Genomic DNA, 26,864 nt, shown 5'->3' with positions numbered 1-26,864 from the left:
TTTATCCTCCCTTGAGCTGGCGCGTTTCCTGCAAGTCCCTCCCTGAATCGCCATAAAAAGAGCACTCGCGGGTCATCCCGACAGTACTTGAACTGGCAACCGGTTTAGCCACAAGGCCCGCGAAGCTCAAGACAGCCGCGCGCGGCCCTGAGATGAACGAGAGGGGAGTTGATGAAGGCAGTTATTTTGGCGGGTGGCCTGGGCACGCGCATCAGCGAGGAGTCGCACCTCAAACCCAAGCCAATGATCGAGATCGGCGGTAAGCCAATTCTCTGGCACATCATGAAGCAGTATTCCGCCCATGGAATTCATGATTTCGTGATTTGTCTGGGCTACAAGGGCTACGCGATCAAGGATTTCTTCGCCAACTACTTCCTGCATACCTCCGATGTGACCTTTGACATGCGTGAAAACCGCATGGATGTCCACCAGAACTACAGCGAACCCTGGCGCGTCACATTGATCGACACCGGCGAGGAGACTATGACCGGCGGTCGTTTGCGGCGCGCATCGCGTTATCTGAAAGACGAAAAAGCCTTCTGCTTTACCTATGGCGACGGTGTATCGGACCTGAACATCAGCGCGTTGGTGGAGTTTCATCTTGGTCACGGTAAATCCGCGACGGTGACCGCAGTTCAACCACCAGGACGCTATGGCGCGTTGGATCGCGATGGGGACCGGGTGCTCGGCTTCACCGAAAAGCCGCGCGGCGATGGTGGCTGGATCAATGGTGGCTTCTTTGTCTTGTCCCCCGATGTCCTGCCTATGATCAAAGGGGATGAAACCTCTTGGGAATCCGGCCCTCTTGATGATCTCGCCAGTCGTGGGGAGCTAATGGCCTATCAGCACGACGGTTTCTGGCAACCCATGGACACCCTGCGTGACAAGAACCATCTGGAAGCGCTGTGGCAAACCGGGGAGGCACCGTGGAAGCAATGGGACTGAGCCCGGAATTCTGGCGCGGCAAGCGTGTCCTGTTGACCGGTCACACCGGGTTCAAGGGCAGTTGGCTGGCGCTGTGGCTGCAGAGTCTCGGTGCTGAGGTCAGCGGGTTCGCTCTGGAGCCATCGACCCGTCCCAGCCTTTTCGAGCTGGCGCGTGTGCACGAGGGGATCAATGACCGACGTGGCGACTTACGCGATCTTGGCGCGCTGTTGGAGTTGATCGCTGAAGTGAAACCGCAAATCGTCCTGCACCTGGCTGCCCAGCCGTTGGTGCGTGAAGGTTACCGGGATCCGCTAGGGACCTACTCCAGCAATGTCATGGGTACGCTCAACCTGCTCGAAGCCATACGCCAGGTCGGCGGCGTGCGAGCCTGCGTGCTAGTGACCACTGATAAGGTTTACGCCAATAAAGAGTGGGTGTGGCCATATCGTGAGGACGAGCCTCTCGGTGGTCATGACCCCTACAGTAGCAGCAAGGCTTGTTGCGAGTTGCTGGCGCAGTCTTTCGCGGCGTCGTTCTTCCCGGCCGAAAGATACGCCGATCACGGTTTGGCGTTGGCCACCGCCCGTGCCGGTAACGTGCTGGGCGGAGGGGATTTCGCACCCGAGCGCCTGATTCCGGATGTCCTCAAGGCCTGGTCGGCGGATGAGCCGGTGACCCTGCGCTATCCGCAAGCCGTGCGCCCTTGGCAGCATGCGCTGGAGCCGCTGGCCGGTTATCTGTTGGTGGCGGCAGGCCTCTATACAGAGGGGCCGAAATTTGCCGGGGCGTGGAACTTTGGACCCGGCGAAGCGGACATGCGCAGCGTGGGCGAAGTGGTCCAGCTGCTCGCCGATCGCTGGCCTGAAGCGCCTGGTTTGCGCATCGAGCCGAGCGATCTGCATGAGGCCGGCCTCCTGCGCCTGGACAGTAGTCGCGCCCGCCAGCTCCTGGGCTGGCAGCCCCGTTGGACATTGCAGCAATGCCTGGCCCAGACACTCGATTGGCATTTGGCCTGGCAGCAAGGCGACGACATGCGCGCGGTTACACTCGGCCAATTGAGCCTGTATCGGGGGACGCTGTGAGCGAATTTTCCCTGAAGGAACTGCCCCTGGCCGGACTATTCAGCGTCCAGCACAAACGTTTTGAAGATCAGCGAGGGCATTTCGCCCGATTATTTTGTGAAGGTAGCCTGATGGCGTTCGGCCAATCTTTTCACATTCGCCAGATCAACCATTCCTGCACCCGCGAGCGTGGAAGCGTGCGCGGTCTGCATTACCAGGGAAGCCAGGCACCCGAAGCCAAGCTGATCACCTGCTTGCGAGGGGAGGTATGGGACGTGGCCGTGGATCTTCGACCAGATTCGGAGAGCTTTTTACATTGGCATGCCGAACATCTGAAAGCCGGGGATGGCCGCAGTCTGCTGATTCCGGCCGGATTTGCCCATGGCTTCCAGACCCTCACCGACGACGCCGAATTGCTTTACCTGCACAGCGCCGACTACGCGCCAGAGCATGAGGGCGGCCTGTCGGTCGTCGACCCCAGGCTGGCCATTACTTGGCCGCTGCCTGTCAATAATCTGTCGGCCAGGGACGCCAGTCATCGTCCGCTCGATCAAAATTTTGCCGGAGTGCGTCTATGAATTGCCGTGGTTGCGCTGCACCACTGAGCCTGCCGTTGATCGATCTCGGTACCGCTCCACCTTCCAACGCCTATGTGCATGCCGATCGCCTGGCCGAGGCCGAGCAGTGGGTTCCGTTGAAAGCCGCGGTATGCCAGCAATGCTGGCTGGTACAGACCGAGGATTACACCAGCGCGGACAGCCTGTTCGATGCCGAATACGCCTATTTCAGTTCATTCTCCACAACCTGGCTGGCCCATGCCGAGTCCTATGTGGATGCGATGGTCAAGCGTTTTGCTTTAAATGCCGACAGCCGCGTTGTGGAAATTGCTGCCAACGACGGGTACCTGTTGCAGTTCGTCGCTCAGCGCGGCATAGCGTGCCTGGGCGTCGAGCCGACCCGCAGCACTGCGCAGGCGGCGCGTGAAAAGGGCCTGGAGATTCGCGAGGTGTTCTTTGGTCGCGAGACGGCGACGCAGCTGAAAAGCGAAGGCTGGGCCGCCGACTTGATGGCTGCCAACAACGTGCTGGCCCATGTACCGGACATCAATGATTTTCTCGCCGGCTTTGCGACCCTGCTCAAACCCACGGGAGTGGCAACCTTCGAGTTCCCGCAATTGCTGACGCTGATGGCTGGGCAGCAGTTCGACACGCTGTATCACGAACACTATTCCTACCTGTCACTCACCGCCGTTCAGGCGTTGTGCGAGCGCAACGGCCTGGAAGTCTTCGATGTCAGCCAGTTGACCACCCACGGAGGCTCGCTACGGGTATTCGTCCAGCGTCAGGATGGCGAACGACGCGCTGTGCAGCCAGAAGTGCGAGAGCAGTTACAGCTCGAACTGGCGGCGGGTGTGAAAACGGTCGAGTACTACGCGACCCTGGCGCCCGCGGCCGAGCGGATCAAACATCAGTTGCTGCGGTTTCTATTGCAGGCCAAGGCCGACGGCAAGCGTGTGGTGGGCTACGGCGCCGCCGCCAAAGGCAACACCTTGCTCAACTACGCCGGGATCAAGCCGGATCTTTTGGCCTGGGTGGCCGATGCCAACCCTCATAAGCAAGGCAAGTACCTGCCAGGTAGCCGCATCCCTGTTGTGGCGCCCGATCGCATAGCGCTGGAAAAGCCTGACTACATTCTGGTGCTGCCGTGGAATCTGCTGGAAGAAGTTACCCGCCAGTTGGCCCATGCAACCCAATGGGGAGCTAAATTTGTCGTTGCCGTGCCGGAGTTGAGCATTCGATGAGCAGAATTCATTACACCAAACCCAGTGTTGGCGAGCTTGAAGCGCGCTATGCCCTGGATGCTGTGCAGAACGGTTGGGGAGCTCGTTGCTACGAGTATCTGACCCGCTTCGAAAGCAGTTTTGCCGAGCATCTGGGGGCGAACTACGCAATTGCGACTTCCAGCTGCACCGGAGCCCTGCACATGGGCATGGCGGCGCTGGACATCGGTCCTGGCGACGAAGTGATATTGGCCAACACCAATTGGATTGCCTCCGCAGCGCCGATCACCTACCTGGGGGCCACCCCGGTATTCGTTGACGTGCTGAGTGATAGCTGGTGCCTTGACCCTCAGGAAGTCAGACGCGCCATCACAGCGCGAACCAAGGCGATCCTGGCGGTTCATCTGTACGGCAACCTGTGTGACATGGACGCTTTGCTGGCAATCGGTCGGGAGTTCGGCATTCCGGTGATCGAGGACGCGGCGGAGGCCATCGGTTCGCAATGGCGCGGTAAAGCGGCGGGCTCGCTGGGCGCGTTCGGGGCTTTTTCGTTTCATGGCACGAAGACAATGACCACTGGCGAGGGCGGGATGTTCGTCACCTCGGACAAAGCGTTGTACGAGCGCGTCCTTACCTTGTCCAATCATGGCCGGGTAGCCGGTAGCACCAAACAGTTCTGGCCGCAAATGCTCGGCTTCAAATACAAGATGAGTAATCTGCAGGCGGCAGTCGGCTGTGCCCAAGTGGAAAGGATCGAGGAGTTGATCACGCGCAAGCGGGCAATCTTCGCCAACTATGCGCAGGCACTTGAAGGCGTGCAGGGCGTTTCCCTGAACCCTGAACCGGCACATGGACGCAACGGCTACTGGATGCCCACTGTTGTATTCGATGCTGATACCGGCGTGCGTCGCGAGCAGTTGATTGGCGCTTTCGAGGCCGCGAACATCGACGCCCGGGTATTTTTCTGGCCGCTGTCGTCGTTGCCGATGTTCAGTGCTCATGTCGTGGATACGCCAAATGCGTTCGCCTTGCCCGAGCGAGCCTTCAACCTGCCCAGTTATCACGACATGACCGATGCCGATCAGCAACGCGTGGTGGATGTCGTGCTCGGCCAACTGGTAAGCAGGCACGCGCTGTGAAGATGTATCTGCTGGGGGCCGCGAACCCGGAAGCGGTGCGAATGCTGCTCGCCGTCAAACGCAGCGTGCCGAATATCGATTTTGCATTTCTGGATAACGATCCGCGCAAACAGGGCACGTTGTTCCACGGCGTACCGGTGGTCGGCGGATCTGATCGAGTGGGCGAGCTCAACGGTCCGGATGTTCATTTCGTCAACCTGATCACCGGCTCCACCCGGTTGCGCTACGAGACCACCTGCCAACTGGTCGAGGCCGGTGCGCGCCTGGGGCAGTTCATTCATCCCAGTGTCGATTTGAGCATGATCCGTGTCGGAGCGGGGTGCTATCTGCAAGAAGGTGTACTGATGCAGGCCGAAGTCACACTGGGCGACAACACCAGCATCAGTGCCGGCAGCGTCGTGGGCCACGAAGGGCGAATCGGTCATTCGGTATTCCTGGCACCAGGCGTGTGTATCGCCGGCTGTGTGGAAGTCGGCGACGGCACCTTTATCGGCACGAATGCGACGATCCTGCCGCGCCTGCGTATTGGCCGTTGGGTCACCATTGGTGCCGGTGCCGTGGTCACCAAGGACGTTCCTGATTTCTCGGTCGTGGCGGGCAATCCCGCCAGGATCATCAAGACTAACTCAGTGCCTTATCCCGACGGTCGGGTACTGAAGTAGTTGCTTCCCTATTTTCTGGAGAGTTCAATGAATCCCCATGAGCAGTTTCGCGAAGAAGTAAAAGGCAACATCGAAGGCTTGCAACAGGACAAAGCGCTGCAGGAGCAGTCGCTGGGCTGGGTCGGCACCACGGCCAAGCACAAATACACCTACAACTTCAGCTGGATGGGCCGGCCGATCATTCAGTTCCCGCAGGACATGGTCGCCATGCAGGAAATCATCTGGAACTTGCGTCCGGACGTGATTGTTGAAACCGGGATTGCCCATGGCGGTTCGCTGGTGTTCTACGCCTCGATGCTTGAGCTGATAGGCCATGGTGAAGTGCTGGGTGTCGATATCGATATCCGTCAGCACAACCGCGAGGCCATCGAAGCTCATCCGATGAGCAAACGGATCAGCATGATCCAGGGTTCCAGCATCGACACTGCAGTCGTCGATCAGGTCCGTGAACGTATCCAGGGCAAGAAAGTACTGGTGGTGCTGGACTCCAACCACACCCATGAACACGTGCTGCAAGAGCTGCGTCTCTATGCGCCGCTGGTCTCGGTGGGCAGTTACTGTGTGGTGATGGATACCGTGGTCGAAGATATGCCGGAGGACGCGTTCCCCGATCGCCCGTGGGGCAAGGGAGACAACCCGAAAACCGCAGTCTGGGCCTACCTTGAAGAGAACCGCGATTTTGAGATCGATCAAGCGATCCACAGCAAGTTGCTGATCACAGTCGCACCGGACGGTTACCTGCGCCGAGTGCGCTAAACGGTCCCTCATTCAAGCGTTCATCGGCAGTCGATTTTGGCGAGGAAAGAAATGCAAGGCATCCATGGTTCTGAACATACATTGCCCCTGAGTGAGCTGTTCACTCTGGTGCTGATTACACACAATCGCCCGGCGTTCCTGCGTAGGGCATTGCAGTTCTATAGCACGTTGCCTTGCCGGATCCTGGTTCTCGACTCCTCGTCCGCCGCGCTTGAAGGCGCCGGCGCAATAGCCCGGACCATCGACTATCGGCATTTGCCCGAGTTTGGCTACTGGGGAATCCAGAACAAGCTCAAGTACGGCGTCGAACAGGTCACCACGCCATACATGGTCTTCGCCTCCGATGACGATTTCCTGGTGCACGAGGCGTTGATCGAATCGGTTGATTTCCTTGAGGCCAACCCTGACTACGGCCTATGCCACGGCTACTGCCTGATGTACCTGACGCACTCCAACTATGTGCAGTACTACAGGCGAGACAAAAAGGTGCAGGAGGACTACTGCGCCGACCGTGCCCAGGATCGTGTGCTTGATTGCATGAGCCAGTACATCCCGCCGTTCTATGCGGTGCATCGCACGGCGCTGTTGCGCGACTGGTATGCAGTGATGCCGGACGGGACAATTTTCCAGTGGCAGGAAATCGGCCACGTGTACTACATGCTGGCACGGGCCAAGGCGCGCATTCTGCCAAGGCCGTATGTGGTGCGAGAGGTCAATTATGGCCGCTCCGACCACAACACCGAAATCATGAGCACACTGAGTTTCAAGGATGCCCGCTCCGTCGCCGACCGCGAGCGTTTCGCCGCTTTCCTCGCGACGTTGCCAACCGGCATCAGCGATCTGGACGAAGCCCAGACCGCGCAGTTCGCCATGAAAAGTTTCCAGGCACTTGCGGACAGCCTTGCCCAGCGCAACGCGTTGACCATCGAGCCGATTTTCGAGTCCTACTGGAAGGATCCGACTGTGGGGCCGAAGCGGGTATTCGGTACTGAGCAGTATGTCGAGATGCCGTTCTACAACCAGGCTTTTTTTGATCGACTCACCGAATATGAATTCCTGCTGCACGCGATGCCTGCCGGCCGTTTGCAACTGGAAGAAATGGAAGGTGCACTGCTCCAGCAGCACCGGCTGCAACGTACTTATTCGAACGATAGCCCGGAAACCATCCAGAACCGTTTGCTGGAAGCCGTGCAGTTGGGCGCGTTCAACCGCCACGTCGTGCAGAAACTGGAGCAGCAGATATTGGATAAGGGAGAGTCCGCCGAAGCAAAAGTGCTGAGCGACTGGATTGCGCGGCTGGACAGTGTCCCGACCTTCGACAGTCGCCGATTGCTCGACAGCATGCCGTCGGGTCGGCTGTTGAACTGGTTGCAGGCGCGTCAACCGAACGACACGGCCGTGCGCAAGATCAACCAGCATCTGGCGGCCACGGGTGGAGGCCCGCAGTTCGGCATTCTGCTGCTCGATCTTGAAGCTGACATGGATAAGTTGCAGCGCACCTTCGACAGTCTGATGGAGAGCGCTTTCCGGGCCTTCAAGGTCGTGGTCTTCACCACTGGGGAACTGCCGGCCGTCACCACCGAAAAACACACGGTGCATTTCGTCAAGGTCACTGCCGATAATTATGTCGACCGGCTCAATCAGATAGCCCGGCGTTCAAGCGCCGATTGGCTGCTGCTGGCCGAGGCGGGCGATGAGTTCACCGCTGCCGGTTTGTTGCGTGCCAGCCTGGAATTGCAGAAAGCCGACGGCTGCCGTGCGGTGGCAATGGATGAAATTCATCGTCGCAGTAACGGCACTCTGACCGATATTTTCCGTCCGGCCTTCAACCTCGATTTATTGCAAAGCCTGCCGGCGCTGATGTCACGGCATTGGCTGATCAGTCGCGAAGCACTGAACGATGTCGGTGGCTATGATCGGGAGTTCGCCGATGCGCTGGAGTTCGACTTGCTGCTGCGCCTGATCGAGGCGGGTGGGATGGCAGGACTGGCGCATCTGGCCGAACCGTTGTTGCTCGCACCAGCAGCGTCCATGGCGCCGAACGAGCAGGCGCGTCAGGCCTTGCTGCGTCATCTGAAAAACCGCGGCTACCAGGCGCAGGTGAGCGCCGAGGCGTTTGGTGGCTTGCGTGTCGACTACCGTCATACCGACCGACCGAAAGTGTCGATCATTATCGCCAGCGAAGACAATCAGGCGGATTTGCAGCGCTGCCTGGTGAGCGTATTGCAACGCACGCGCTACCAAAACAACGAAATCATCATTACTGATAATTGCAGTCAGTCAGCGGAACTTCTGGACTGGCTCGACAGCCTTCAACAAAACGCTCGTGGGCGGATCCATCTGATTAAAAACGAGCAGCGCTTGAGTTCTTCGGCGTTGCTTAATCAGGCTGCCGCGCAGGCGCAGGGTGAATACCTGGTGTTGTTGGCAGCCGACGCTGAGGTGATCAATGCCAATTGGATCGAAGCGTTGCTGAACCAGGCCCAACGTCCGGAAGTCGGCGTGGTCGGTGCCAAGCTGGTGGATCGCGAAGGTGGTGTGACCGGCGCCGGGCTGATTTTAGGCTTCGAGGGCGGTGTGGTTTCAGCATTCGTTGGCGAGGAAAAGGACGCTCAAGGCTATATGTATCGATTACAGGTCGAGCAGGACTGCTCGGCGGTCTCTGGTGCGTGCCTGATGGTGCGCAAGGCTGTGTTCGACGAGCTGGGCGGGCTCGATCAGGAGTATTTTGCACAGGCATATGCCGATGTCGATTTGTGCCTGAGGGTCGCAGACCACGGGTTGTTGACCGTGTGGACGCCGCAGGTCCAGATCGCACACCCCGGCACCTTGCCGGAAAATCCTCAGGCGGTGGCTGCGCTTCGGAAAAAATGGCAGGCACGTTTTGCTCAAGACCCGGCCTACAACCAGAGCCTGGCCGTCACTGGGACGCCTTTTACGCTGGGCGAAGCCCATGCAGTGGACTGGGCACAATTGCTCGCATAGGCACGGCGCGACCTGGGGGTTGCCGAAGGCGATTTTCCCCAGGCCGAACGTTATTACACCGAGGCCATAAGCTTGCCCATGTTTCCTTCCCGGAGCGACGAACAATTGGGTTATGTGGTTGAGCAACTTCGCCGATTGTTTGAGGGGTAACGGCCAGTGAGTACTGTCGCGATCATTCCCGCCCGTGGCGGCAGCAAGCGGATCGCTCGCAAGAACCTGAAGCCGTTCGACGGCGTGCCGATGATTGTCCACTCGATTCGAACCGCGTTGTCGTCACAATTGTTCGATGAAGTGATTGTCAGTACCGACGACGAAGAAATCGCCCGGCTGGCTCAGGCCCACGGTGCGCAGGTTCCGTTCATGCGCCCGGCGGCATTGGCCGATGATTTCACGGGAACGGCCGCGGTGATCGCCCATGCCCTGAGGGAGTTGCAGGAGCGGGCATTTGATCTGGCATGTTGCATCTATGCCACCGCACCGCTGCTGCAGGCCCGATACCTGCGGCAGGGATTGGAACTATTACGGGCGCATCCCGAGAAATCGTTCGCGTTTTCTGTCACGGATTTCGGCTTCCCTGTGCAGCGTGCCTTGACCCTGGATAGGCAGGGGGCACTGACGCCGCTCTATCCTGAGTTTCGCAACACTCGTTCCCAGGACTTGCCTCAGACCTTCCACGATGCCGGCCAGTTCTACTGGGGGCGCCGGGAAGCATGGTTGAGCTGTGACGTGCTGTTTTCATCCAAAAGCTTGCCGGTGATCCTGCCCCGTTATCTGGTGCAGGACATCGACACGCCTGAGGACTGGACGCGTGCCGAATACCTCTTCGCCGCATTGAAGGCTGGCGGAGAGCTGCAATGAAGATACTGATCCGCGCTGACGCTTCGCCAATCATCGGCTGAATAATGCAGAGTCAATCGTCGGCGCGTCGCGCTCGCCTTGTAATCAAGTGGGGTATGCCGTTGGCCTGGTCGCTGGTTGAATAGCCTGTAGATCGGCCTTATTCGGCAAAATTGCGTGACCTGCGAGTCATAACGCGCATCTTCACTGTATTGTATTGACCGGGAAGATGGCGCCTGGCCGTTATCGGGTCCAGTGATAGCCCTTTGTACTTCCCTTTGTCGGCGCCCCTCGATTCCTGCGAGCGGTGGTATTGGGCTGTTTTTGATTGGGAAGCCGTAATGATTGGCATAAAGAGCATTGCGAGCTACGTTCCTGTAGCCGGCGTGGACAATTACGCACAGGGTGCGAAGTTTGAAAAGGATGAAGAATTCATTCTCGGCAAGATCGGCTCGGCATTCCTGCCTCGCAAGGGTGACGACCAGGAAACCTCGGATTTGTGTGTCGAAGCTGCCAACGCGCTGTTTGCCAACAATCCCAGTCTGAAGCGCGAAGCCATCGATGTACTGATCGTGGTCACCCAGAACGGTGACGAGGAAGGATTGCCCCATACGGCGGCCATCGTTCAGGACAAGCTGGGCTTGCCTACCACCGTGGCAGCATTCGATATCTCCCTGGGGTGTTCGGGTTATGTCTATGGAATCTATGCCATCAAGGGCTTCATGGAAGCTGCTGGCTTGAAGAACGGGCTGTTGATCACGGCTGACCCGTACTCCAAGATCGTTGACCCGGAAGACCGCAACACCACGATGCTGTTCGGCGATGCCGCCACCGCCACGTGGATGGGTGAAGATGCGCCGTGGCAACTGGGCAAATCCAAATTCGGCACCGACGGTTCCGGTGCGCCGCATCTGAAGGTCAGCGACGGCGTGTTCTTCATGAATGGCCGTCAGGTGTTCAACTTCGCCTTGCTCAAGGTTCCTGCCCATCTGCATGAGTTGCTGGCCGATTCCGATCTGCAGCCCGCTGATATCGACGCGTTTTGCATCCATCAGGGCAGCGCGGCGATTGTCGATGCCGTGGCGCGGCGATTTGAAGGTGAACCAGAGAAATTTATCAAGGATATGGTCGAGACCGGGAACACGGTATCGTCGAGCATTCCTTTGCTGCTGGAAAAGCATGTACTCGATTCCAACTGGAAACGCGTGGCCCTGAGCGGTTTCGGGGTCGGGCTGTCCTGGGGCTCGGCGATCATCTATCGTCCTTGATTCACTTGGATCCGGGCACAAAAATAGCGTCCAAGGTGTAATCTTGAGCGCTATTTTTTTTTGCCCGACGAAAGGCGAGACGCAATGAGTGAGTTCTTCGCGCGCAATCTCCAACTGATCGAACAGCGCTGGCCGGCCCTGGCCGAACGCCTGGTGCTGGAGGATGCCAGCCGATTGCAGGCGGATCTGGTGGAGGGTATGGGCTCGACCTTGAGCATCAATGGCATTCAGCTGACCAGTCGTCATGATCGCCTCGCCGAGGCCGAGCTACAGGCCTCCAGCCTGCCGTCGGACGCTGCCGTTGTGCATGTCTATGGCACGGGGCTGGGGGATCTGCAAAACCGGATGCTGGAGAGACCAGCGCTTGAGCGCCTGTACGTGCATATTCTCAACGGCTCTGTGTTCGCGCTGGTGTTGCAGGTGCTGGACCAGTCGCCATGGCTCGTCGATCCTCGCGTCGAGTTGCTTTACGCCGGCGATCTGACGGAAATCCAGCTACCGTTCTTCGCCTTGCCTGCAGAACTGGTGTTGGCCGACGACTACAACGCCAAGATTCGCGACCGATTAATCAGTGAAACCCATCTGTTGTTCAACAATCGGGAGTTCGATCCCGGTGCCCCGGAGATTATCGAGCGCCTGCGATCGACCTTCAACCTTGTGCAGCGTGATCGTGATGTAGGCGAGCTGTTCGGTTCTTATAAGGGGCGGGACGCTTTCGTCATCGCAACCGGGCCCAGCCTCGAGCAGCACTTCGAGAAACTACGCAACCTGCATGACCAGGCCGAGCGGCCCTTGTTGATTTGTGTCGATACTGCCTACCGACCGTTGATCAACCATGGCATACGACCAGATATCGTGGTCACCATCGATCAACGCATTTCGATGCGGCACCTCCCGGCCGAACATTCAGGCGGCGTTACGCTGGTTTATCTCCCCATGGCTGATCCGCTGGTAATTGAAGCTTGGCAGGGCGCGCGGTATGTGGGGTATTCCGCCAGTCCGATCTATCGGCAGATGCGCCAGCAGATGCTCCGGCATGAGTTGTATGTGGGGGGCAGTGTGATCCATCCGGCCGTCGACCTGGCCGTCAAAATGGGAGCGTCAAGGGTCACTCTGTTCGGTGCTGACTTCGCGTTCCCCCATGACAGGACTCATGCAGGGTGGAATGACGGGGACCTGGGGCCCAAATTGGACGCCGCAAGGCACTGGGTGCTCGATGGTCATGGGCAGCGAGTCAAGACCCAGCTCAACTTCCGCAGTTATCTGTGTGAACTGGAGCGTTTTATCGCCGGGCATCCCCGGGTGCGTTTCTTTAACAGTAGCCGGGACGGGGCGATGATCGCCGGCACTGATTTCGATCCGGAGTTTACCCAGTGAACAAACTTCAAGACGTGGTCCGGGAGGCTCATGACTGTGCCCGGCTGTTTCGCCTGGGGCGGGACGTCGAGGCGGGGCTGGCGATGGTGGTACTGGTCGAGTCTGCTCAACTGTTGGTTGAAAATATGACGAGTGACATCCACTCGTCATGGCATGAGCTGTTGACCTTGATGATCAATGACCAGATAGCGCAGAACTGGCTATCACTGGCAGATTATCTCGACCGCGAACTCGTCGATCTGCTGACGGGCGGGGCTCGTATCTAGGCTTCACCGACAGGCTGCCTTGTCTTGCTCCCCCGGAATCCTGGTCGACATATCTCTGGCGTCATTTTTTCAGTCCTCGATCTCGTCCAAGTCCTTGATTTATGAGGGGTGGCACCCTGATGGCAAAAAATTTGAAAAAACTGCTAAAGCAAGCTCCGATTACGACGATAACTATTACGAAGGTTCTCTAGGCCACACCCGGCGAGTTGCCAGGGCCGGAAGCCGCAGTACCCAACCAACGAGGAATTCGTCATGGCTTTAACAGTAAATACCAATACCACATCGCTGGGTGTTCAGAAGAACCTGGGCCGCGCTTCCGACGCGCTGTCGACTTCGATGACCCGTCTGTCTTCCGGCCTGAAAATCAACAGCGCCAAAGACGACGCCGCCGGCCTGCAGATCGCTACCCGTATGACTTCGCAGATCCGTGGTCAGACCATGGCTATCAAAAACGCCAACGACGGTGTTTCGATCGCTCAGACCGCTGAAGGCGCCCTGCAAGAGTCGACCAACATTCTGCAGCGTATGCGTGAAATTGCACTGCAATCGCGAAACGACTCCAACGGCACTGCCGACCGTACCGCTCTGGACAAAGAATACCAACAGTCCGTTGCTGAACTGACCCGTATCGCTCAGTCGACCAACCTGAACGGTAAGGCTCTGCTGGACGGTACTGCTGGTTCGATGGAATTCCAGGTAGGTTCGAACACCACTTCGGACAACCAGATCACCCTGACTCTGGCTTCGAGCTTCGACTCCAGCGCCCTGGGCATGACCGGTACTACCATTTCGGGTACCTCCAACGGCGCTAACCACTCGGCAGTTCTGTCGGCCATCTCGGCCATCGACGCGGCTCTGGGACGAATCAACAGTACTCGTGCCGACCTCGGTGCTGCTCAAAACCGTTTCTCGAGCACCATCTCGAACCTGCAGAACATCAACGAAAACGCCAGTGCTGCACTGAGCCGCGTACAAGATACCGACTTCGCTGCTGAAACTGCACAGCTGACCAAGCAGCAGACTCTGCAACAGGCTTCCACCTCGGTTCTGGCCCAGGCCAACCAATTGCCATCCGCTGTACTGAAACTGCTTCAGTAATCGCTGGATGAATTTTAGCGGGGGGGTGCGCTTGCGTGCTCCCTCGCTTTTTCAGTTTAAGAGGTGTTGGACATGGATATGAGCGTGAAGCTGAACTTGTCTTATCCTGCGGCTCAGCAGGCGACAACTGTTGCCAGCAAGCCGGTGGAGAAGCCTCGAGCGGAAGCCGCGCCTGCGGTTGCCGTCAAGGATGAGCGCAAAAGCGAGCAGGTTGAACAGGAAAAGCTTAAACGGGCCGTTCAGGAAATCGAAAAGTTTGTTCAATCGGTCAAGCGCAACCTGGAGTTCTCGATTGACGAGCCTTCTGGCAAAGTAGTGGTCAAAGTGATTGCCGGTGATTCTGGTGAGGTGGTCCGTCAGATCCCTAACGAGGAAGTCTTGAAGCTGGCAAACAGTTTGAATGATGCAAACAGTCTGCTATTCAGTGCGAAAGTCTGATAGCTGGCATGAATTTTGTTGCTATGTTCTTTTGGGCGTTGTAGTGGTCAAAAAGCCGGCGACACACTGAAGGGAGTCCCACATGGCAAGTCCAATTCTACCTGGCTTGGGTTTAGGTTCCGGCCTCGATACTACCGCGATCGTCAAGGCTCTGGTTGATGCTGATAAATCTGCCAAGCAGAACCAGATCACCCGTCAGACCTCCATCAATACTGCGCAGATTTCCGGTGTTGGTACTCTCAAAAGTGTCCTGGCGAACTTTCAGACGGCGATCAAAAATCTGGGGGACACCAAGACCCCGCAGTTTCTAGGGTACAACGCAACGTCGGCTGATCCCAAAGTGCTGACGGCCGTGGCCAGCAATACGGCGGTGAATGGCACTTATTCCATCAAGATCAACAACCTGGCGACGTCCTCCAAGGTGGCTACTGCTGCTTTTGCAGGCGGTCCAACCAGTGCCATTCCGAGCGGTACGCTCACCATCACTCAAAACGGTGTATCTCGCCCCGTCACCATTGGTGCGAACGCAACCCTGCAGTCGGTGCGTGACGCGATCAACGCCCAGCAAGGCATCAACGGTTTCAGTGCGAACATCGTCACCGACTCGTTCGGCTCGCGCTTGGTAATGGGGTCTACGACGACCGGTGCCGGTTCCGACATCACCCTTAGCGGCATTGCCGGCCTGGAAGTCAATGCCGGCCAGCAAATGGGGGCAACGCCTACGGCGACTTCGGCAGGTGCCATTGGCGATTTCGCCACAGACGCCAGCTTCACCGTGGATGGCCTGACGCTGACCAGCAAAAGCAATACCGTCGATAAGGCTATTTCGGGATTGACCTTGAATCTGGTGGCCACCACTGGAACCACTACCGTGACAGTCGGGCCGAACAATGATGGCCTGAAGAAGTCGATTCAAGCGTTCGTCGATGCGTACAATCAGGTTGTCAGCAGTGTCAACACTCTGACCAAGCCGACTTTGGACGCTGACGGCAAGCCTACAGTTGGCGCGGCGCTGACAGGTGACCCGCTGGCGCGTAGCATCCTGGCTTCGATTCGCGAGCCGTTGGTGACCACCGGTGCCGGTGACAAGCTGACCGTGCTTTCGCAGTTGGGTATTACCACCAACCAGAAAACCGGTGCGTTGGACTTCGATAGCACCAAGTTTTCGAAGGCGATGGATACCCAGCAACTGGGCGGTGAGATCCAGAAACTGTTCCTGGGGGATCCGGCTGCGACCGGTACTGCGGCCAAAGGCCTGCTGGAACGCATGAACGATGCAATCACGCCATACACCTTGACGGGCAACAACGGCATTCTCGATGCCCGTTCGACCAGCCTTGCCAAGATCAAGACGAATCTGGCAAGCCAGCAGGAAGCTTTGGATCGTCGGATCGAAACCCTGACGGCTACGTTGACTAAAAAATACAACGACATGGACAAGCTGGTCGGTCAGCTCAAGGCGACAGCAAGTAATATCACTTCGATGTTCGAAGCGATCAATGCCCAGAAAAACGCCTCGTAACCTATGAGCGCCAGAAGCCCGGCAGCGGATGACGCTTGCCGGGCTTTTTGGTTTTTGATCTAAAGAATTCTGACGCCAGGTCGATAGACTGGTTATACGAATACAGAGTTTGGATGAGGTAAAACATGAACCCGATGTTGGCCCTTCGGCAATATCAGAAGGTCGGTGCCCATGCCCAGACTTCCGTGGCCAGTCCTCACCGTCTGGTGCAAATGCTCATGGAAGGGGGGCTGGATCGTATTGCTCAGGCCAAAGGTGCCATGGAGCGTAAAGACATCGCTAATAAAGGTGTTTTCATTGGCAAGGCCATCGGCATTATCGGCGGCCTGCGCGAAGGCCTGGACCTGGAAAACCAGGCCGAGTCCGTGGCTGAGCTGGATAGTCTCTATGCCTACATGATGCAACGCCTGGCCGAAGCCAACGCCAAGACCGACCCGAAGATCCTTGACGAAGTGGCCGATCTGCTTCGTACGGTCAAGGAAGGCTGGGATGGTATCGCCGATCCCGGTCCGCAATTCTAAGGAGCACTCCCATGAGTCATGTCCTGCAGCGGATAGAACAAACCCGTGACGCTCTGGTCGATGCTTTGGCCGAGCGAAATTGGGAGGCCATTGGTCAGTTGGACATGACGTGTCGTTCCTGCATGGAAGATGTGCTGGAGGCGTACGAGGTGGATGGAGCGGCATTGCGCGCCAATCTTGAGGAACTGATGGGGGTCTACAAGCAGCTTCTGGAGGCTGCGACAGGGGAGCGCCAGGCAATCGTCGACGAGATGTCGCAGGTTCATCAAGCACAAAATGCGGCAAAGGTCTACAACTTGTTTGGATAATAAATCCATGCAAAGTGCGCCATAAATTTGACTGTGACCCGTTTTTTGACTTAACTAGTAACTGTTTTCAGATTTCAGACGTCTACAGGCACAACAAGTCTGCAAGCGTCTAGCTTGCCCCCAAATCCCGGGCTCTGAGTTGACTAGGAAGTTGCTATTGCATGTGGCGTGAAACCAAAATTCTCCTGATCGATGACGACAGCGTCCGCCGCCGTGATCTGGCGGTAATCCTGAATTTTCTCGGTGAAGAAAATTTGCCCTGCGGCAGCCATGATTGGCAGCAGGCTGTCGGCTCTCTGTCGTCCAGTCGTGAAGTCATTTGCGTCCTTATCGGGACCGTAAATGCTCCCGCAACTCTTTTGGGCTTGTTAAAGACACTGTCAACCTGGGATGAGTTCCTTCCGGTTTTGTTAATGGGCGAAAATTCTTCCCTTGACTTACCGGAAGACCAGCGCCGTCGGGTGCTTTCCACCCTGGAAATGCCCCCTAGCTATAGCAAGTTGCTCGATTCGCTGCACCGCGCCCAGGTCTATCGCGAGATGTACGACCAGGCTCGTGAGCGTGGCAGGCACCGCGAACCCAATCTGTTCCGCAGTCTTGTCGGCACCAGTCGGGCGATCCAGCACGTGCGCCAGATGATGCAACAGGTGGCCGACACCGACGCCAGTGTGTTGATCCTGGGCGAGTCGGGCACCGGCAAGGAAGTGGTGGCGCGCAACCTGCACTACCATTCCAAGCGTCGTGAAGCTCCGTTCGTGCCGGTCAACTGTGGCGCAATCCCGGCCGAGTTGCTGGAAAGCGAATTGTTCGGTCATGAGAAGGGCGCTTTCACAGGCGCCATCACCAGTCGGGCCGGGCGTTTCGAATTGGCCAACGGCGGTACGCTGTTCCTCGATGAAATCGGTGACATGCCGCTGCCGATGCAGGTCAAGCTGCTGCGAGTTCTGCAGGAGCGTACTTTCGAGCGTGTGGGCAGTAACAAAACCCAGAGTATCGATGTACGCATCATTGCTGCGACCCACAAGAACCTCGAGAGCATGATCGAGGTAGGCAGTTTCCGCGAAGACCTCTATTACCGCCTCAACGTATTCCCGATCGAAATGGCGCCGTTGCGCGAGCGTGTCGAAGACATCCCGTTGCTGATGAATGAGCTGATTTCGCGCATGGAGCACGAAAAGCGCGGTTCGATCCGCTTCAACTCGGCGGCGATCATGTCCCTGTGTCGTCATGGCTGGCCGGGTAACGTGCGCGAATTGGCCAACCTGGTGGAGCGCATGGCGATCATGCATCCCTATGGCGTGATCGGCGTGGCTGAGCTACCGAAGAAATTCCGCTACGTCGACGATGAAGATGAGCAAATGGTCGACAGCCTGCGCACCGATCTGGAAGAGCGGGTGGCGATCAACGGCCACACGCCTGATTTCACCGCCAATGCCATGCTGCCGCCTGAAGGTCTTGATCTCAAGGACTACCTAGGTGGCCTGGAGCAAGGGCTTATCCAGCAGGCCCTGGATGACGCCAACGGCATCGTGGCTCGGGCAGCGGAGCGCCTGCGTATCCGTCGCACCACCCTGGTGGAGAAGATGCGCAAGTACGGCATGAGCCGTCGCGAAGGAGACGAACAGGCGGATGATTGACGCCTGTTTTGCAACCGCCTGATTTTCAGGCGGTTTTTTTTAGGCATGGGTATTGCTAAGGCTCTCTCAACATTCCGTTTAACTGACGGTCAGCCAAGCGAGAGAGTCCGATGCCCCAAGTCGCCCAGATATCTCCTGTCTCCGAATCAGGGAGCATGCCGTCCGCCGAGCAGGCAAGCCGGCTCGGACTTGAACAGGCGTTTTCTCTGTTCAACCAGATGTCCAGCCAGCTGACCGATTCCTACAGTCTGCTCGAAGCCCGTGTCACTGAGCTCAAGGGTGAATTGGCAGTGGTCAGCGCCCAGCGCATGCAGGAGCTGGCGGAAAAGGAACGCCTGGCCAACCGGTTGCAGAATCTGCTCGATCTTTTGCCGGGCGGCGTCATTGTCATCGATGCCCATGGCTTTGTCCGCGAGGCCAACCCGGCCGCTTGCGAATTACTCGGGCTGCCGCTCGAAGGCGAGCTGTGGCGACATGTCATAACCCGATGCTTCGCACCTCGTGAAGACGATGGTCATGAAGTATCCCTCAAGAACGGACGACGCCTGTCCATCTCGACCCGTTCGCTGGACGCCGAGCCCGGGCAGTTGGTGCTGCTCAACGACCTGACTGAAACCCGTCACCTGCAAGACCAGCTGGCGCGCCATGAGCGTCTGTCTTCCCTGGGGCGAATGGTGGCGTCGCTGGCGCACCAGATTCGTACGCCGTTGTCCGCCGCTTTGCTGTACGCCAGTCATTTGACCGAGCAACAACTGCCGATGGAAACCCAGCAGCGTTTCGCCGGGCGCCTGAAAGAGCGTTTGCACGAGCTGGAACATCAGGTGCGGGACATGCTGGTCTTCGCCCGTGGCGAGTTGCCGCTGACCGATCGCGTGACGCCGAAAGCCTTGTTGCAGGCGTTGCAAGCGGCGGCGTCTACCCATGTACAGGGTTTGCCGATCCGCTGGCAGTGCGACAGCCATGTCGGCGAGGTGCTGTGTAACCGCGACACCTTGGTGGGGGCGGTGCTGAATCTCATCGAAAATGCGATCCAGGCTGGTGGCGAGACAGTTCGCCTGAAGATTCACCTTTATACCCGCGATGATTCCCTTCGCCTGTGTGTCAGCGACAGCGGCGGTGGTATCGAGCCGGCCGTGCTGGCACGCCTCGGCGAGCCGTTCTTCACGACCAAGGCGACTGGCACCGGGCTCGGCCTGACCGTGGTCAAGGCCGTGGCTCGTGCCCATCAGGGAGAATTGACGTTACGTTCGCGGCTGGGGCGTGGGACCTGTGCAACGGTGTGCCTGCCATTGTTTTCCAGTGCGCCGCAGGTGGAGTGATAGCGATGGCGATCAAGGTGTTGCTGGTAGAGGATGATCGGGCCCTGCGTGAAGCGCTGGCCGATACGCTGGTTTTGGCCGGGCATGGCTACGTGGCCGTAGGTTCGGCTGAGGATGCGTTGCAGGCGGTGGCTCGGGAAACCTTCAACCTGGTGGTCAGCGATGTGAACATGCCGGGTATGGATGGGCATCAGTTGCTCGGGTTGTTGCGTACCCGTCACCCTCAGTTGCCGGTATTGCTGATGACGGCCCATGGGGCGGTCGAGCGTGCGGTGGAAGCCATGCGCCAGGGCGCAGCGGATTATCTGGTCAAGCCATTCGAACCCAAGGCGCTGCTTGATCTGGTGGCGCGTCATGCGTTGGGCACCCCTGTTGTCGAGGGTGAAGGCCCGGTGGCGTTCGAGCCGGCCAGTGCGCAATTACTGGAATTGGCGGCGCGAGTGGCGCGCAGTGATTCAACCGTGTTGATTTCCGGTGAATCCGGTACAGGCAAGGAAGTGTTGGCGCGTTATATCCACCAGCAATCCCGTCGCGCCAACGAACCGTTCATTGCCATCAACTGTGCGGCAATTCCCGACAACATGCTCGAAGCGACACTGTTCGGTCATGAGAAGGGGGCGTTTACCGGGGCCATTGCGGCCCAGGCCGGCAAGTTCGAACAGGCCGATGGTGGCACCATTTTGCTCGATGAGATCTCCGAAATGCCCCTGGGCTTGCAAGCCAAGCTGCTGCGGGTGCTCCAAGAGCGGGAGGTGGAGCGGGTCGGTGGGCGCAAACCCATCAGCCTGGATATTCGCGTGGTGGCGACCACCAACCGCGACCTTGCGGGCGAAGTGGCGTCGGGACGGTTTCGCGAAGACCTATATTACCGCCTGTCGGTTTTTCCCCTGGCCTGGCGTCCACTTCGCGAGCGCACTGCCGATATCCTGCCGCTGGCTGAACGGCTATTGGCCCGGCACGTCAATAAAATGAAACACGCGACGGCGAGGCTTTCGCCGGCGGCCCAGGCCTGCCTGGTTGCGTATCCATGGCCCGGGAACGTACGAGAGCTGGATAACGCCATCCAGCGGGCGCTGATCCTGCAGCAGGGCGGCTTGATCCAGCCGGAGGATTTCTGCCTGGCCGGTCCGGTGGCCTGTGCGCCGTTGCCCGTGTTGGCAGCGGCACCCGCACCGGTGTTTGCGGCCCCGGTGGACGTGGATGGCGAGTCGGCCGGCGCTTTGGGCGACGACCTGCGTCGGCGTGAGTTCCAGATGATCATCGACACCCTGCGCGCCGAGCGCGGGCGTCGCAAGGAGGCGGCAGAACGCTTGGGCATCAGCCCTCGCACCTTGCGCTACAAACTGGCGCAGATGCGTGATGCCGGTATGGATGTGGAGGCTTATCTGTTCGCTAGCTGATAACACACCGACACCGCCATTCCTTTGGAAGCGAGATTGCTCGCGAAGGCGGTGATTCCAGCGATGCACAGCTTGACTGTCAGACCGCTATCGCGAGCAGGCTCGCTCCCACGGGAGCCTGACGGGACGGTATGCGCATTTGTTTATCGCGGCCATGGAGCTGGCACCCTTGTTGCTACTACCTAGATACCCGCTGACCAAGTGTCAAAAAAACGCGGACCGCCAGAGAGAATAGAGCATGAGCCAAGGTATTGAATTTAATCGATTGATGTTGGACATGCGGGCCATGCAAATGGACGCCATGGCCCAGCCGAAATCGGTCGCCGTACCCCAGGTGGGTGGCAGCAGCTTTTCCGACATGCTCGGTCAGGCCGTCAATAAAGTGAACGATACCCAGCAGGCATCGAACCAATTAGCCAGTGCCTTTGAAATTGGCAAAAGTGGCGTCGACCTGACTGACGTAATGATCTCTTCGCAGAAAGCCAGTGTCTCGTTCCAGGCGTTGACCCAGGTTCGCAATAAACTGGTTCAAGCCTACCAAGACATCATGCAGATGCCGGTTTAAGGAAACTATTGAGTCATGGCAGAAGCAGCCGTAGATAACGTTCCGGCCAAGGCCACCCCGACCGACGGCAAACCGCCGCTGTTCGGCCTGTCCTTCCTGGAAAATCTCTCCGAGATGACCATGCTGCGTCAGGTGGGCCTGTTGGTCGGCCTGGCTGCCAGCGTGGCGATTGGTTTTGCCGTGGTGCTGTGGTCTCAGCAGCCGGACTACCGTCCTCTGTACGGCAGCCTGGAAGGCATGGACGCCAAGCAAGTCATGGAGACCCTGGCTTCTGCCGACATTCCATACACCGTCGAGCCCAACTCCGGCGCCTTGCTGGTCAAGGCTGACGATGTTGCCCGTGCGCGCCTCAAGCTCGCCGCCGCCGGCGTGACGCCGAGCGACGGCAATGTCGGTTTCGAGATCCTCGACAAGGACCAGGGCCTGGGCACCAGCCAGTTCATGGAAGCGACCCGTTATCGTCGTGGCCTGGAAGGCGAACTGGCGCGTACCATCTCCAGCCTGAACAACGTCAAGGGGGCTCGTGTGCACCTGGCGATTCCGAAAAGCTCGGTGTTCGTGCGTGATGAGCGCAAGCCGAGTGCTTCGGTACTGGTCGACCTTTATCCGGGCCGTGCCCTCGAGCCTGGCCAGGTCCTGGCGATCGTCAATCTGGTGGCGACCAGCGTTCCCGAGTTGAGCAAGTCGCAGATCACCGTGGTCGACCAGAAAGGCAACCTGCTGTCCGATCAGGTGGAAAACTCCGAACTGACCATGGCCGGCAAACAATTCGATTACAGCCGTCGCATGGAAGGCATGTTGACCCAGCGTGTGCATAACATCCTGCAACCGATCCTGGGCAATGACCGTTACAAAGCCGAAGTGTCGGCCGATGTGGATTTCAGCGCCGTTGAATCGACGTCCGAGCAATTCAACCCCGATCAGCCGGCGTTGCGCAGCGAGCAGTCGGTCACCGAGCAGCGCACCGCCAGCAATGGCCCACAAGGTGTGCCCGGTGCCTTGAGCAACCAGCCGCCATCACCGGCCAGTGCGCCGCAGACCACGGGTGGTGCCGCCGGTGCCGCCGGCATGGTGCAGCCAGGCCAGCCGCTGGTGGACGCCAACGGTCAGCAGATCATGGACCCGGCCACCGGCCAGCCGATGCTCGCGCCTTACCCGGCCGACAAGCGCCAGCAAGCGACCAGGAACTTCGAACTGGACCGTTCCATCAGCCACACCAAGCAACAGCAGGGGCGTTTGAACCGCCTGTCGGTTGCGGTGGTGGTGGACGATCAGGTCAAGGTCAACCCGGCCAATGGCGAAACCACCCGTGCGCCATGGAGCGCCGACGAACTGGCGCGCTTCACCCGCCTGGTGCAAGACGCCGTCGGTTTCGACGCCAGCCGTGGTGACAGCGTCAGCGTGATCAACGTGCCGTTCTCCTCCGAGCGCGGAGAGGTGATCGCCGAAATTCCGTTTTATTCGCAACCCTGGTTCTGGGATGTGGTCAAGCAAGTATTGGGCGTGCTGTTCATCCTGGTGCTGGTATTCGGGGTGCTGCGCCCGGTGCTCAACAACATCACCAATGGCGGCAAGAACAAGCAACTGGCCGGCCTGGGTGATGTAGAGCTGGGAGGCATGGGCGGCCTGGATGGCGAATTGGCCAACGATCGCGTCAGCCTCGGCGGGCCGCAGAGCATTCTGCTGCCAAGCCCGAGCGAAGGTTATGACGCACAGTTGAACGCCATCAAGAGTCTGGTGGCAGAAGATCCGGGTCGTGTGGCCCAGGTCGTGAAAGAGTGGATTAACGCAGATGAGTGATAATCGAGCCGCCGTAGCCAAATTGTCCCGGGTCGACAAAGCCGCGATCCTGCTGCTGTCCCTGGGGTCGACCGATGCCGCGCAGGTGCTGCGTCACATGGGGCCCAAGGAGGTCCAGCGTGTGGGCGTGGCCATGGCCCAGATGGGTAACGTGCATCGTGAACAGGTCGAGCAGGTCATGAGCGAGTTCGTCGACATCGTCGGCGATCAGACCAGCCTCGGCGTCGGTTCCGATGACTACGTGCGCAAAATGCTCACCCAGGCCCTGGGCGAAGACAAGGCCAACGGTCTGATCGACCGGATCCTGCTGGGTGGCAACACCAGTGGCCTGGACAGCCTCAAGTGGATGGAGCCACGTGCCGTGGCCGACGTGATCCGTTACGAGCACCCGCAGATCCAGGCGATCGTGGTGGCCTACCTTGATCCGGACCAGGCCGGCGAAGTGCTCGGCAACTTCGATCACAAGGCGCGCCTGGACATCATTCTGCGGGTGTCATCGCTCAACACCGTGCAGCCGGCGGCCCTGAAGGAATTGAACCAGATCCTCGAGAAGCAGTTCTCGGGCAACTCCAATGCCTCGCGCACCACCCTGGGTGGCATCAAGCGTGCGGCGGACATCATGAACTTCCTCGACAGTTCGATCGAAGGTCAGCTGATGGACTCGATCCGCGAGTTCGACGAAGACCTGTCCGGTCAGATCGAAGACCTCATGTTCGTGTTCAACAACCTGGCCGATGTCGACGACCGTGGTATCCAGGCCCTGTTGCGCGAAGTGTCCTCCGATGTGCTGGTGCTGGCCCTCAAGGGATCGGACGAAGGCGTCAAGGAAAAGATCTTCAAGAACATGTCCAAGCGGGCGGCCGAACTGTTGCGCGACGACCTCGAGGCCAAGGGCCCGGTGCGCGTCAGCGACGTGGAAACCGCACAGAAGGAAATCCTCACCATCGCCCGTCGCATGGCCGAAGCCGGAGAAATCGTGCTCGGTGGCAAGGGCGGCGAAGAGATGATCTAAGGTCGTTATGTCTGCCAAGAGTGATGAAGCACCCAGCGACCTGATCCGCGCCCGGGACGTCGGCGGTTTCGACGTCTGGTCGCTGCCCAGCTTCGACCCCCATGTGCCGGAGCCTGAACCCGAGCCGGTGGAGGAACTGCCGGAAATCGAGGAAGTGCCGCTGGAGGAAGTCCAGCCGCTGACCTTGGAGGAAGTCGAAAGCATTCGTCAGGAAGCCTACAACGAAGGCTTCGCCATTGGTGAAAAGGAAGGCTTCCACAGCACCTCGATCAAGGTCCGCCAGGAAGCCGACATTGCACTGGCGGCCAAGCTTCAGACGATGGAGGCGTTGATGCACAACCTGTTCGAGCCCATCGCCGAGCAGGATACGCAGATCGAAAAATCCCTGGTGGGGCTGGTGCAGCACATCGCCCGGCAGGTGATCCAGCGCGAACTGGCCATCGATTCGAGCCAGATCGAACACGTCATGCGCGAAGCCCTCAAGCTCTTGCCACTGGGCGTGGACAATGTGCGGCTCTACATCAATCCCCAGGATTTTGCGTTAGTCAAAGCCTTGCGCGAACGTCATGAGGAAACCTGGCGCATCGTCGAAGACGAGTCCATGCTGCCGGGCGGTTGCCGGGTGGAAACCGAACACAGCCGCATTGACGCGACCATCGAAACCCGCATTGCGCAGATCATGGCCAAGTTGTTCGACCAGCTTCACGAGCAGGCCCTGCATCCGGCCGCTCCGGACCTGAGCCTGCAATTGCCGGATGAACCCAAGGTCACCGCCGGCGTCAGCCCGGACGCCGCTGAATCGATCGCAGCTGAACCGGATGGTCGCGATGCGTCTTGAACGAACCAGCTTCGGCAAGCGCCTTGGCAGCTATGCCGAGGCCACCGAACTGGCCGGCCAGCCCATCCTGGAAGGGCGCCTGCTGCGCATGGTCGGCCTGACCCTCGAAGCCGAAGGCCTGCGCGCCGCCATGGGCAGCCGCTGCCTGGTTATCAACGACGACACTTATCATCCCGTACAGGTCGAAGCCGAAGTCATGGGCTTCTCCGGCAGCAAAGTCTTTTTGATGCCGGTGGGCAGTGTGGCCGGGATCGCCCCCGGTGCGCGCGTGGTGCCTTTGGCCGATACGGGCCGACTGCCCATGGGCATGAGCATGCTCGGCCGAGTGCTGGATGGGGCCGGTCGTGCCCTGGATGGCAAGGGCGGCATGAAGGCCGAGGACTGGGTGCCGATGGACGGCCCGACCATCAACCCGCTCAAGCGTGATCCCATCAGCGTTCCGCTGGACGTGGGCATTCGTTGCATCAACGGTTTGTTGACGGTGGGGCGCGGTCAGCGTCTGGGTCTGTTCGCCGGTACCGGCGTGGGCAAGAGTGTGCTGTTGGGCATGATGACCCGCTTCACCGAAGCCGACATCATCGTGGTCGGGTTGATCGGCGAGCGGGGTCGTGAGGTAAAGGAATTCATCGAGCACATCCTCGGCGAGGAAGGCCTCAAGCGTTCCGTCGTGGTGGCTTCGCCGGCGGACGATGCGCCGTTGATGCGGTTGCGGGCCGCCATGTATTGCACCCGTATTGCCGAATATTTCCGCGACAAGGGCAAGAATGTCCTGTTGCTGATGGACTCGCTGACCCGTTTCGCCCAGGCCCAGCGGGAAATCGCCCTGGCTATCGGCGAGCCCCCGGCCACCAAGGGTTATCCACCTTCGGTGTTCGCCAAATTGCCCAAGCTGGTGGAGCGTGCCGGTAACGCCGAAAAGGGCGGCGGTTCGATCACCGCGTTCTATACCGTCCTTTCCGAAGGGGACGACCAGCAGGATCCCATTGCCGACTCGGCGCGGGGTGTGCTCGATGGGCACATCGTGCTGTCCCGGCGCCTGGCGGAGGAGGGGCATTACCCGGCCATCGATATCGAGGCGTCCATCAGCCGGGTCATGCCGTCCGTCATCAGCGCCGAACACCTGAAGCGTGCGCAACAGTTCAAGCAATACTGGTCGCGTTACCAGCAGAGCCGCGATCTGATCAGTGTGGGTGCCTACGTACCGGGTGGCGACCGCGAGACGGACACTGCCATCAATCTTTATCCGGCCATGGCGGTTTACCTGCGCCAGAGCCTGAACGACAACATTGGCATGGGAGCCAGCGAAGCGCACCTGCAGACCATCTTCGCCCCGGTATCCGGCGGATAA

Annotated in this window: 25 protein-coding genes and 1 pseudogene; all 26 read left to right on the top strand. The window is 58.9% G+C overall.

All coding sequences use genetic code 11. The features are described 5' to 3' along the window. The first annotated feature begins 171 nt into the window (after positions 1 to 171). The 26 genes and pseudogenes from rfbF (at position 172) to fliI (ending at position 26,864) form a co-directional block, all read left to right on the top strand. Entirely contained in the window at positions 172 to 945 is a 774-nt protein-coding gene (rfbF, locus tag LCU97_RS02615; protein WP_053154898.1) for a glucose-1-phosphate cytidylyltransferase, read from the top strand. Next, positions 927 to 2,009, top strand: coding sequence for a CDP-glucose 4,6-dehydratase (gene rfbG, locus LCU97_RS02610; protein ID WP_053154900.1), 1,083 nt, complete (start codon positions 927 to 929; stop codon positions 2,007 to 2,009). The genes rfbF and rfbG overlap by 19 nt, the downstream gene beginning before the upstream one ends. Next, the gene (locus tag LCU97_RS02605; protein ID WP_232775468.1) at positions 2,006 to 2,566 is read left to right on the top strand and encodes a dTDP-4-dehydrorhamnose 3,5-epimerase family protein; all 561 of its coding nucleotides are present in this window, start codon (positions 2,006 to 2,008) and stop codon (positions 2,564 to 2,566) included. Before rfbG ends, LCU97_RS02605 begins: the two co-directional genes overlap by 4 nt. Then, positions 2,563 to 3,789: a class I SAM-dependent methyltransferase gene (locus LCU97_RS02600; RefSeq protein ID WP_232775467.1), complete on the top strand. Its 1,227-nt coding sequence runs from the start codon at positions 2,563 to 2,565 to the stop codon at positions 3,787 to 3,789. The genes LCU97_RS02605 and LCU97_RS02600 overlap by 4 nt, the downstream gene beginning before the upstream one ends. Then, the gene (locus tag LCU97_RS02595) at positions 3,786 to 4,907 is read left to right on the top strand and encodes a DegT/DnrJ/EryC1/StrS family aminotransferase (RefSeq protein ID WP_053154906.1); all 1,122 of its coding nucleotides are present in this window, start codon (positions 3,786 to 3,788) and stop codon (positions 4,905 to 4,907) included. The genes LCU97_RS02600 and LCU97_RS02595 overlap by 4 nt, the downstream gene beginning before the upstream one ends. Further along, entirely contained in the window at positions 4,904 to 5,569 is a 666-nt protein-coding gene (locus tag LCU97_RS02590; protein ID WP_053154908.1) for an acetyltransferase, read from the top strand. The genes LCU97_RS02595 and LCU97_RS02590 overlap by 4 nt, the downstream gene beginning before the upstream one ends. Positions 5,570 to 5,596: 27 nt before the next feature. After that, positions 5,597 to 6,325: a cephalosporin hydroxylase family protein gene (locus tag LCU97_RS02585; RefSeq protein WP_053154911.1), complete on the top strand. Its 729-nt coding sequence runs from the start codon at positions 5,597 to 5,599 to the stop codon at positions 6,323 to 6,325. A gap of 51 nt (positions 6,326 to 6,376) precedes the next feature. Continuing rightward, complete coding sequence (locus LCU97_RS02580; RefSeq protein ID WP_232775466.1) at positions 6,377 to 9,310, top strand: TIGR00180 family glycosyltransferase; 2,934 nt, start codon at positions 6,377 to 6,379, stop codon at positions 9,308 to 9,310. A gap of 6 nt (positions 9,311 to 9,316) precedes the next feature. Then, positions 9,317 to 9,460: pseudogene (locus tag LCU97_RS02575) on the top strand (DegT/DnrJ/EryC1/StrS family aminotransferase); the annotation flags it as partial. Positions 9,461 to 9,466: 6 nt separating this feature from the next. Then, positions 9,467 to 10,168, top strand: a complete 702-nt coding sequence (gene pseF / locus LCU97_RS02570) for a pseudaminic acid cytidylyltransferase (protein ID WP_232775465.1) — start codon at positions 9,467 to 9,469, stop codon at positions 10,166 to 10,168. Positions 10,169 to 10,488: 320 nt separating this feature from the next. After that, positions 10,489 to 11,415, top strand: coding sequence for a ketoacyl-ACP synthase III (locus LCU97_RS02565; RefSeq protein WP_053154917.1), 927 nt, complete (start codon positions 10,489 to 10,491; stop codon positions 11,413 to 11,415). An 84-nt stretch (positions 11,416 to 11,499) separates the two neighbouring features. Then, positions 11,500 to 12,792, top strand: a complete 1,293-nt coding sequence (locus LCU97_RS02560) for a motility associated factor glycosyltransferase family protein (protein WP_232775464.1) — start codon at positions 11,500 to 11,502, stop codon at positions 12,790 to 12,792. Further along, positions 12,789 to 13,058, top strand: a complete 270-nt coding sequence (locus LCU97_RS02555) for a hypothetical protein (protein WP_053154921.1) — start codon at positions 12,789 to 12,791, stop codon at positions 13,056 to 13,058. The genes LCU97_RS02560 and LCU97_RS02555 overlap by 4 nt, the downstream gene beginning before the upstream one ends. Before the next feature lie 252 nt (positions 13,059 to 13,310). Beyond that, positions 13,311 to 14,156 carry a flagellin domain-containing protein gene (locus tag LCU97_RS02550; protein WP_053154923.1) on the top strand — a complete coding sequence of 282 codons (846 nt, stop codon included), beginning with the start codon at positions 13,311 to 13,313 and terminating at the stop codon, positions 14,154 to 14,156. A gap of 72 nt (positions 14,157 to 14,228) precedes the next feature. Next, entirely contained in the window at positions 14,229 to 14,594 is a 366-nt protein-coding gene (locus LCU97_RS02545) for a flagellar protein FlaG (RefSeq protein ID WP_053154925.1), read from the top strand. Between the two features lie 82 nt (positions 14,595 to 14,676). After that, positions 14,677 to 16,116 (top strand): flagellar filament capping protein FliD, encoded by a 1,440-nt coding sequence (gene fliD / locus LCU97_RS02540; RefSeq protein ID WP_053154928.1) that lies wholly within the window; start codon positions 14,677 to 14,679, stop codon positions 16,114 to 16,116. A 125-nt stretch (positions 16,117 to 16,241) separates the two neighbouring features. Beyond that, positions 16,242 to 16,637 (top strand): flagellar export chaperone FliS, encoded by a 396-nt coding sequence (gene fliS, locus LCU97_RS02535; protein ID WP_053154930.1) that lies wholly within the window; start codon positions 16,242 to 16,244, stop codon positions 16,635 to 16,637. An 11-nt stretch (positions 16,638 to 16,648) separates the two neighbouring features. Then, positions 16,649 to 16,945: a hypothetical protein gene (locus LCU97_RS02530; protein ID WP_053154932.1), complete on the top strand. Its 297-nt coding sequence runs from the start codon at positions 16,649 to 16,651 to the stop codon at positions 16,943 to 16,945. A 161-nt stretch (positions 16,946 to 17,106) separates the two neighbouring features. Continuing rightward, positions 17,107 to 18,582, top strand: coding sequence for a sigma-54 dependent transcriptional regulator (locus LCU97_RS02525; protein ID WP_053154934.1), 1,476 nt, complete (start codon positions 17,107 to 17,109; stop codon positions 18,580 to 18,582). Between the two features lie 110 nt (positions 18,583 to 18,692). Next, on the top strand, positions 18,693 to 19,901 hold the full coding sequence (locus LCU97_RS02520) for a sensor histidine kinase (RefSeq protein ID WP_232775463.1): 1,209 nt from the start codon (positions 18,693 to 18,695) through the stop codon (positions 19,899 to 19,901). A gap of 5 nt (positions 19,902 to 19,906) precedes the next feature. After that, positions 19,907 to 21,301: a sigma-54-dependent transcriptional regulator gene (locus LCU97_RS02515; protein ID WP_232775462.1), complete on the top strand. Its 1,395-nt coding sequence runs from the start codon at positions 19,907 to 19,909 to the stop codon at positions 21,299 to 21,301. 238 nt (positions 21,302 to 21,539) lie between these two features. Further along, on the top strand, positions 21,540 to 21,866 hold the full coding sequence (gene fliE / locus LCU97_RS02510) for a flagellar hook-basal body complex protein FliE (RefSeq protein ID WP_003199082.1): 327 nt from the start codon (positions 21,540 to 21,542) through the stop codon (positions 21,864 to 21,866). Between the two features lie 15 nt (positions 21,867 to 21,881). Next, positions 21,882 to 23,666, top strand: coding sequence for a flagellar basal-body MS-ring/collar protein FliF (gene fliF, locus LCU97_RS02505; protein ID WP_053154941.1), 1,785 nt, complete (start codon positions 21,882 to 21,884; stop codon positions 23,664 to 23,666). Continuing rightward, positions 23,659 to 24,678 (top strand): flagellar motor switch protein FliG, encoded by a 1,020-nt coding sequence (fliG, locus tag LCU97_RS02500; protein ID WP_053154943.1) that lies wholly within the window; start codon positions 23,659 to 23,661, stop codon positions 24,676 to 24,678. Before fliF ends, fliG begins: the two co-directional genes overlap by 8 nt. A gap of 7 nt (positions 24,679 to 24,685) precedes the next feature. Continuing rightward, positions 24,686 to 25,516 carry a flagellar assembly protein FliH gene (fliH, locus tag LCU97_RS02495; RefSeq protein WP_232775461.1) on the top strand — a complete coding sequence of 277 codons (831 nt, stop codon included), beginning with the start codon at positions 24,686 to 24,688 and terminating at the stop codon, positions 25,514 to 25,516. Beyond that, complete coding sequence (gene fliI / locus LCU97_RS02490) at positions 25,506 to 26,864, top strand: flagellar protein export ATPase FliI (protein WP_053154947.1); 1,359 nt, start codon at positions 25,506 to 25,508, stop codon at positions 26,862 to 26,864. Before fliH ends, fliI begins: the two co-directional genes overlap by 11 nt.

It is taken from the genome of Pseudomonas uvaldensis (assembly GCF_021271205.1).
In the GTDB taxonomy this organism is placed as follows: domain Bacteria; phylum Pseudomonadota; class Gammaproteobacteria; order Pseudomonadales; family Pseudomonadaceae; genus Aquipseudomonas; species Aquipseudomonas uvaldensis.
Note: the sequence above shows the minus strand (reverse complement) of the source record. Positions and strands in the feature narration are given on the sequence as shown.

Bases quoted from the DNA above. Each gene is read 5' to 3' on its own strand.
- rfbF (WP_053154898.1), top strand. From the start codon at position 172: ATGAAGGCAGTTATTTTGGCGGGTGGCCTGGGCACGCGCATCAGCGAG.
- LCU97_RS02600 (WP_232775467.1), top strand. From the start codon at position 2,563: ATGAATTGCCGTGGTTGCGCTGCACCACTGAGCCTGCCGTTGATCGAT.
- LCU97_RS02595 (WP_053154906.1), top strand. From the start codon at position 3,786: ATGAGCAGAATTCATTACACCAAACCCAGTGTTGGCGAGCTTGAAGCG.
- LCU97_RS02585 (WP_053154911.1), top strand. From the start codon at position 5,597: ATGAATCCCCATGAGCAGTTTCGCGAAGAAGTAAAAGGCAACATCGAA.
- LCU97_RS02580 (WP_232775466.1), top strand. From the start codon at position 6,377: ATGCAAGGCATCCATGGTTCTGAACATACATTGCCCCTGAGTGAGCTG.
- LCU97_RS02565 (WP_053154917.1), top strand. From the start codon at position 10,489: ATGATTGGCATAAAGAGCATTGCGAGCTACGTTCCTGTAGCCGGCGTG.
- LCU97_RS02560 (WP_232775464.1), top strand. From the start codon at position 11,500: ATGAGTGAGTTCTTCGCGCGCAATCTCCAACTGATCGAACAGCGCTGG.
- LCU97_RS02550 (WP_053154923.1), top strand. From the start codon at position 13,311: ATGGCTTTAACAGTAAATACCAATACCACATCGCTGGGTGTTCAGAAG.
- LCU97_RS02545 (WP_053154925.1), top strand. From the start codon at position 14,229: ATGGATATGAGCGTGAAGCTGAACTTGTCTTATCCTGCGGCTCAGCAG.
- fliD (WP_053154928.1), top strand. From the start codon at position 14,677: ATGGCAAGTCCAATTCTACCTGGCTTGGGTTTAGGTTCCGGCCTCGAT.
- fliS (WP_053154930.1), top strand. From the start codon at position 16,242: ATGAACCCGATGTTGGCCCTTCGGCAATATCAGAAGGTCGGTGCCCAT.
- LCU97_RS02530 (WP_053154932.1), top strand. From the start codon at position 16,649: ATGAGTCATGTCCTGCAGCGGATAGAACAAACCCGTGACGCTCTGGTC.
- LCU97_RS02525 (WP_053154934.1), top strand. From the start codon at position 17,107: ATGTGGCGTGAAACCAAAATTCTCCTGATCGATGACGACAGCGTCCGC.
- LCU97_RS02520 (WP_232775463.1), top strand. From the start codon at position 18,693: ATGCCCCAAGTCGCCCAGATATCTCCTGTCTCCGAATCAGGGAGCATG.
- LCU97_RS02515 (WP_232775462.1), top strand. From the start codon at position 19,907: ATGGCGATCAAGGTGTTGCTGGTAGAGGATGATCGGGCCCTGCGTGAA.
- fliE (WP_003199082.1), top strand. From the start codon at position 21,540: ATGAGCCAAGGTATTGAATTTAATCGATTGATGTTGGACATGCGGGCC.
- fliF (WP_053154941.1), top strand. From the start codon at position 21,882: ATGGCAGAAGCAGCCGTAGATAACGTTCCGGCCAAGGCCACCCCGACC.
- fliG (WP_053154943.1), top strand. From the start codon at position 23,659: ATGAGTGATAATCGAGCCGCCGTAGCCAAATTGTCCCGGGTCGACAAA.
- fliH (WP_232775461.1), top strand. From the start codon at position 24,686: ATGTCTGCCAAGAGTGATGAAGCACCCAGCGACCTGATCCGCGCCCGG.
- fliI (WP_053154947.1), top strand. From the start codon at position 25,506: ATGCGTCTTGAACGAACCAGCTTCGGCAAGCGCCTTGGCAGCTATGCC.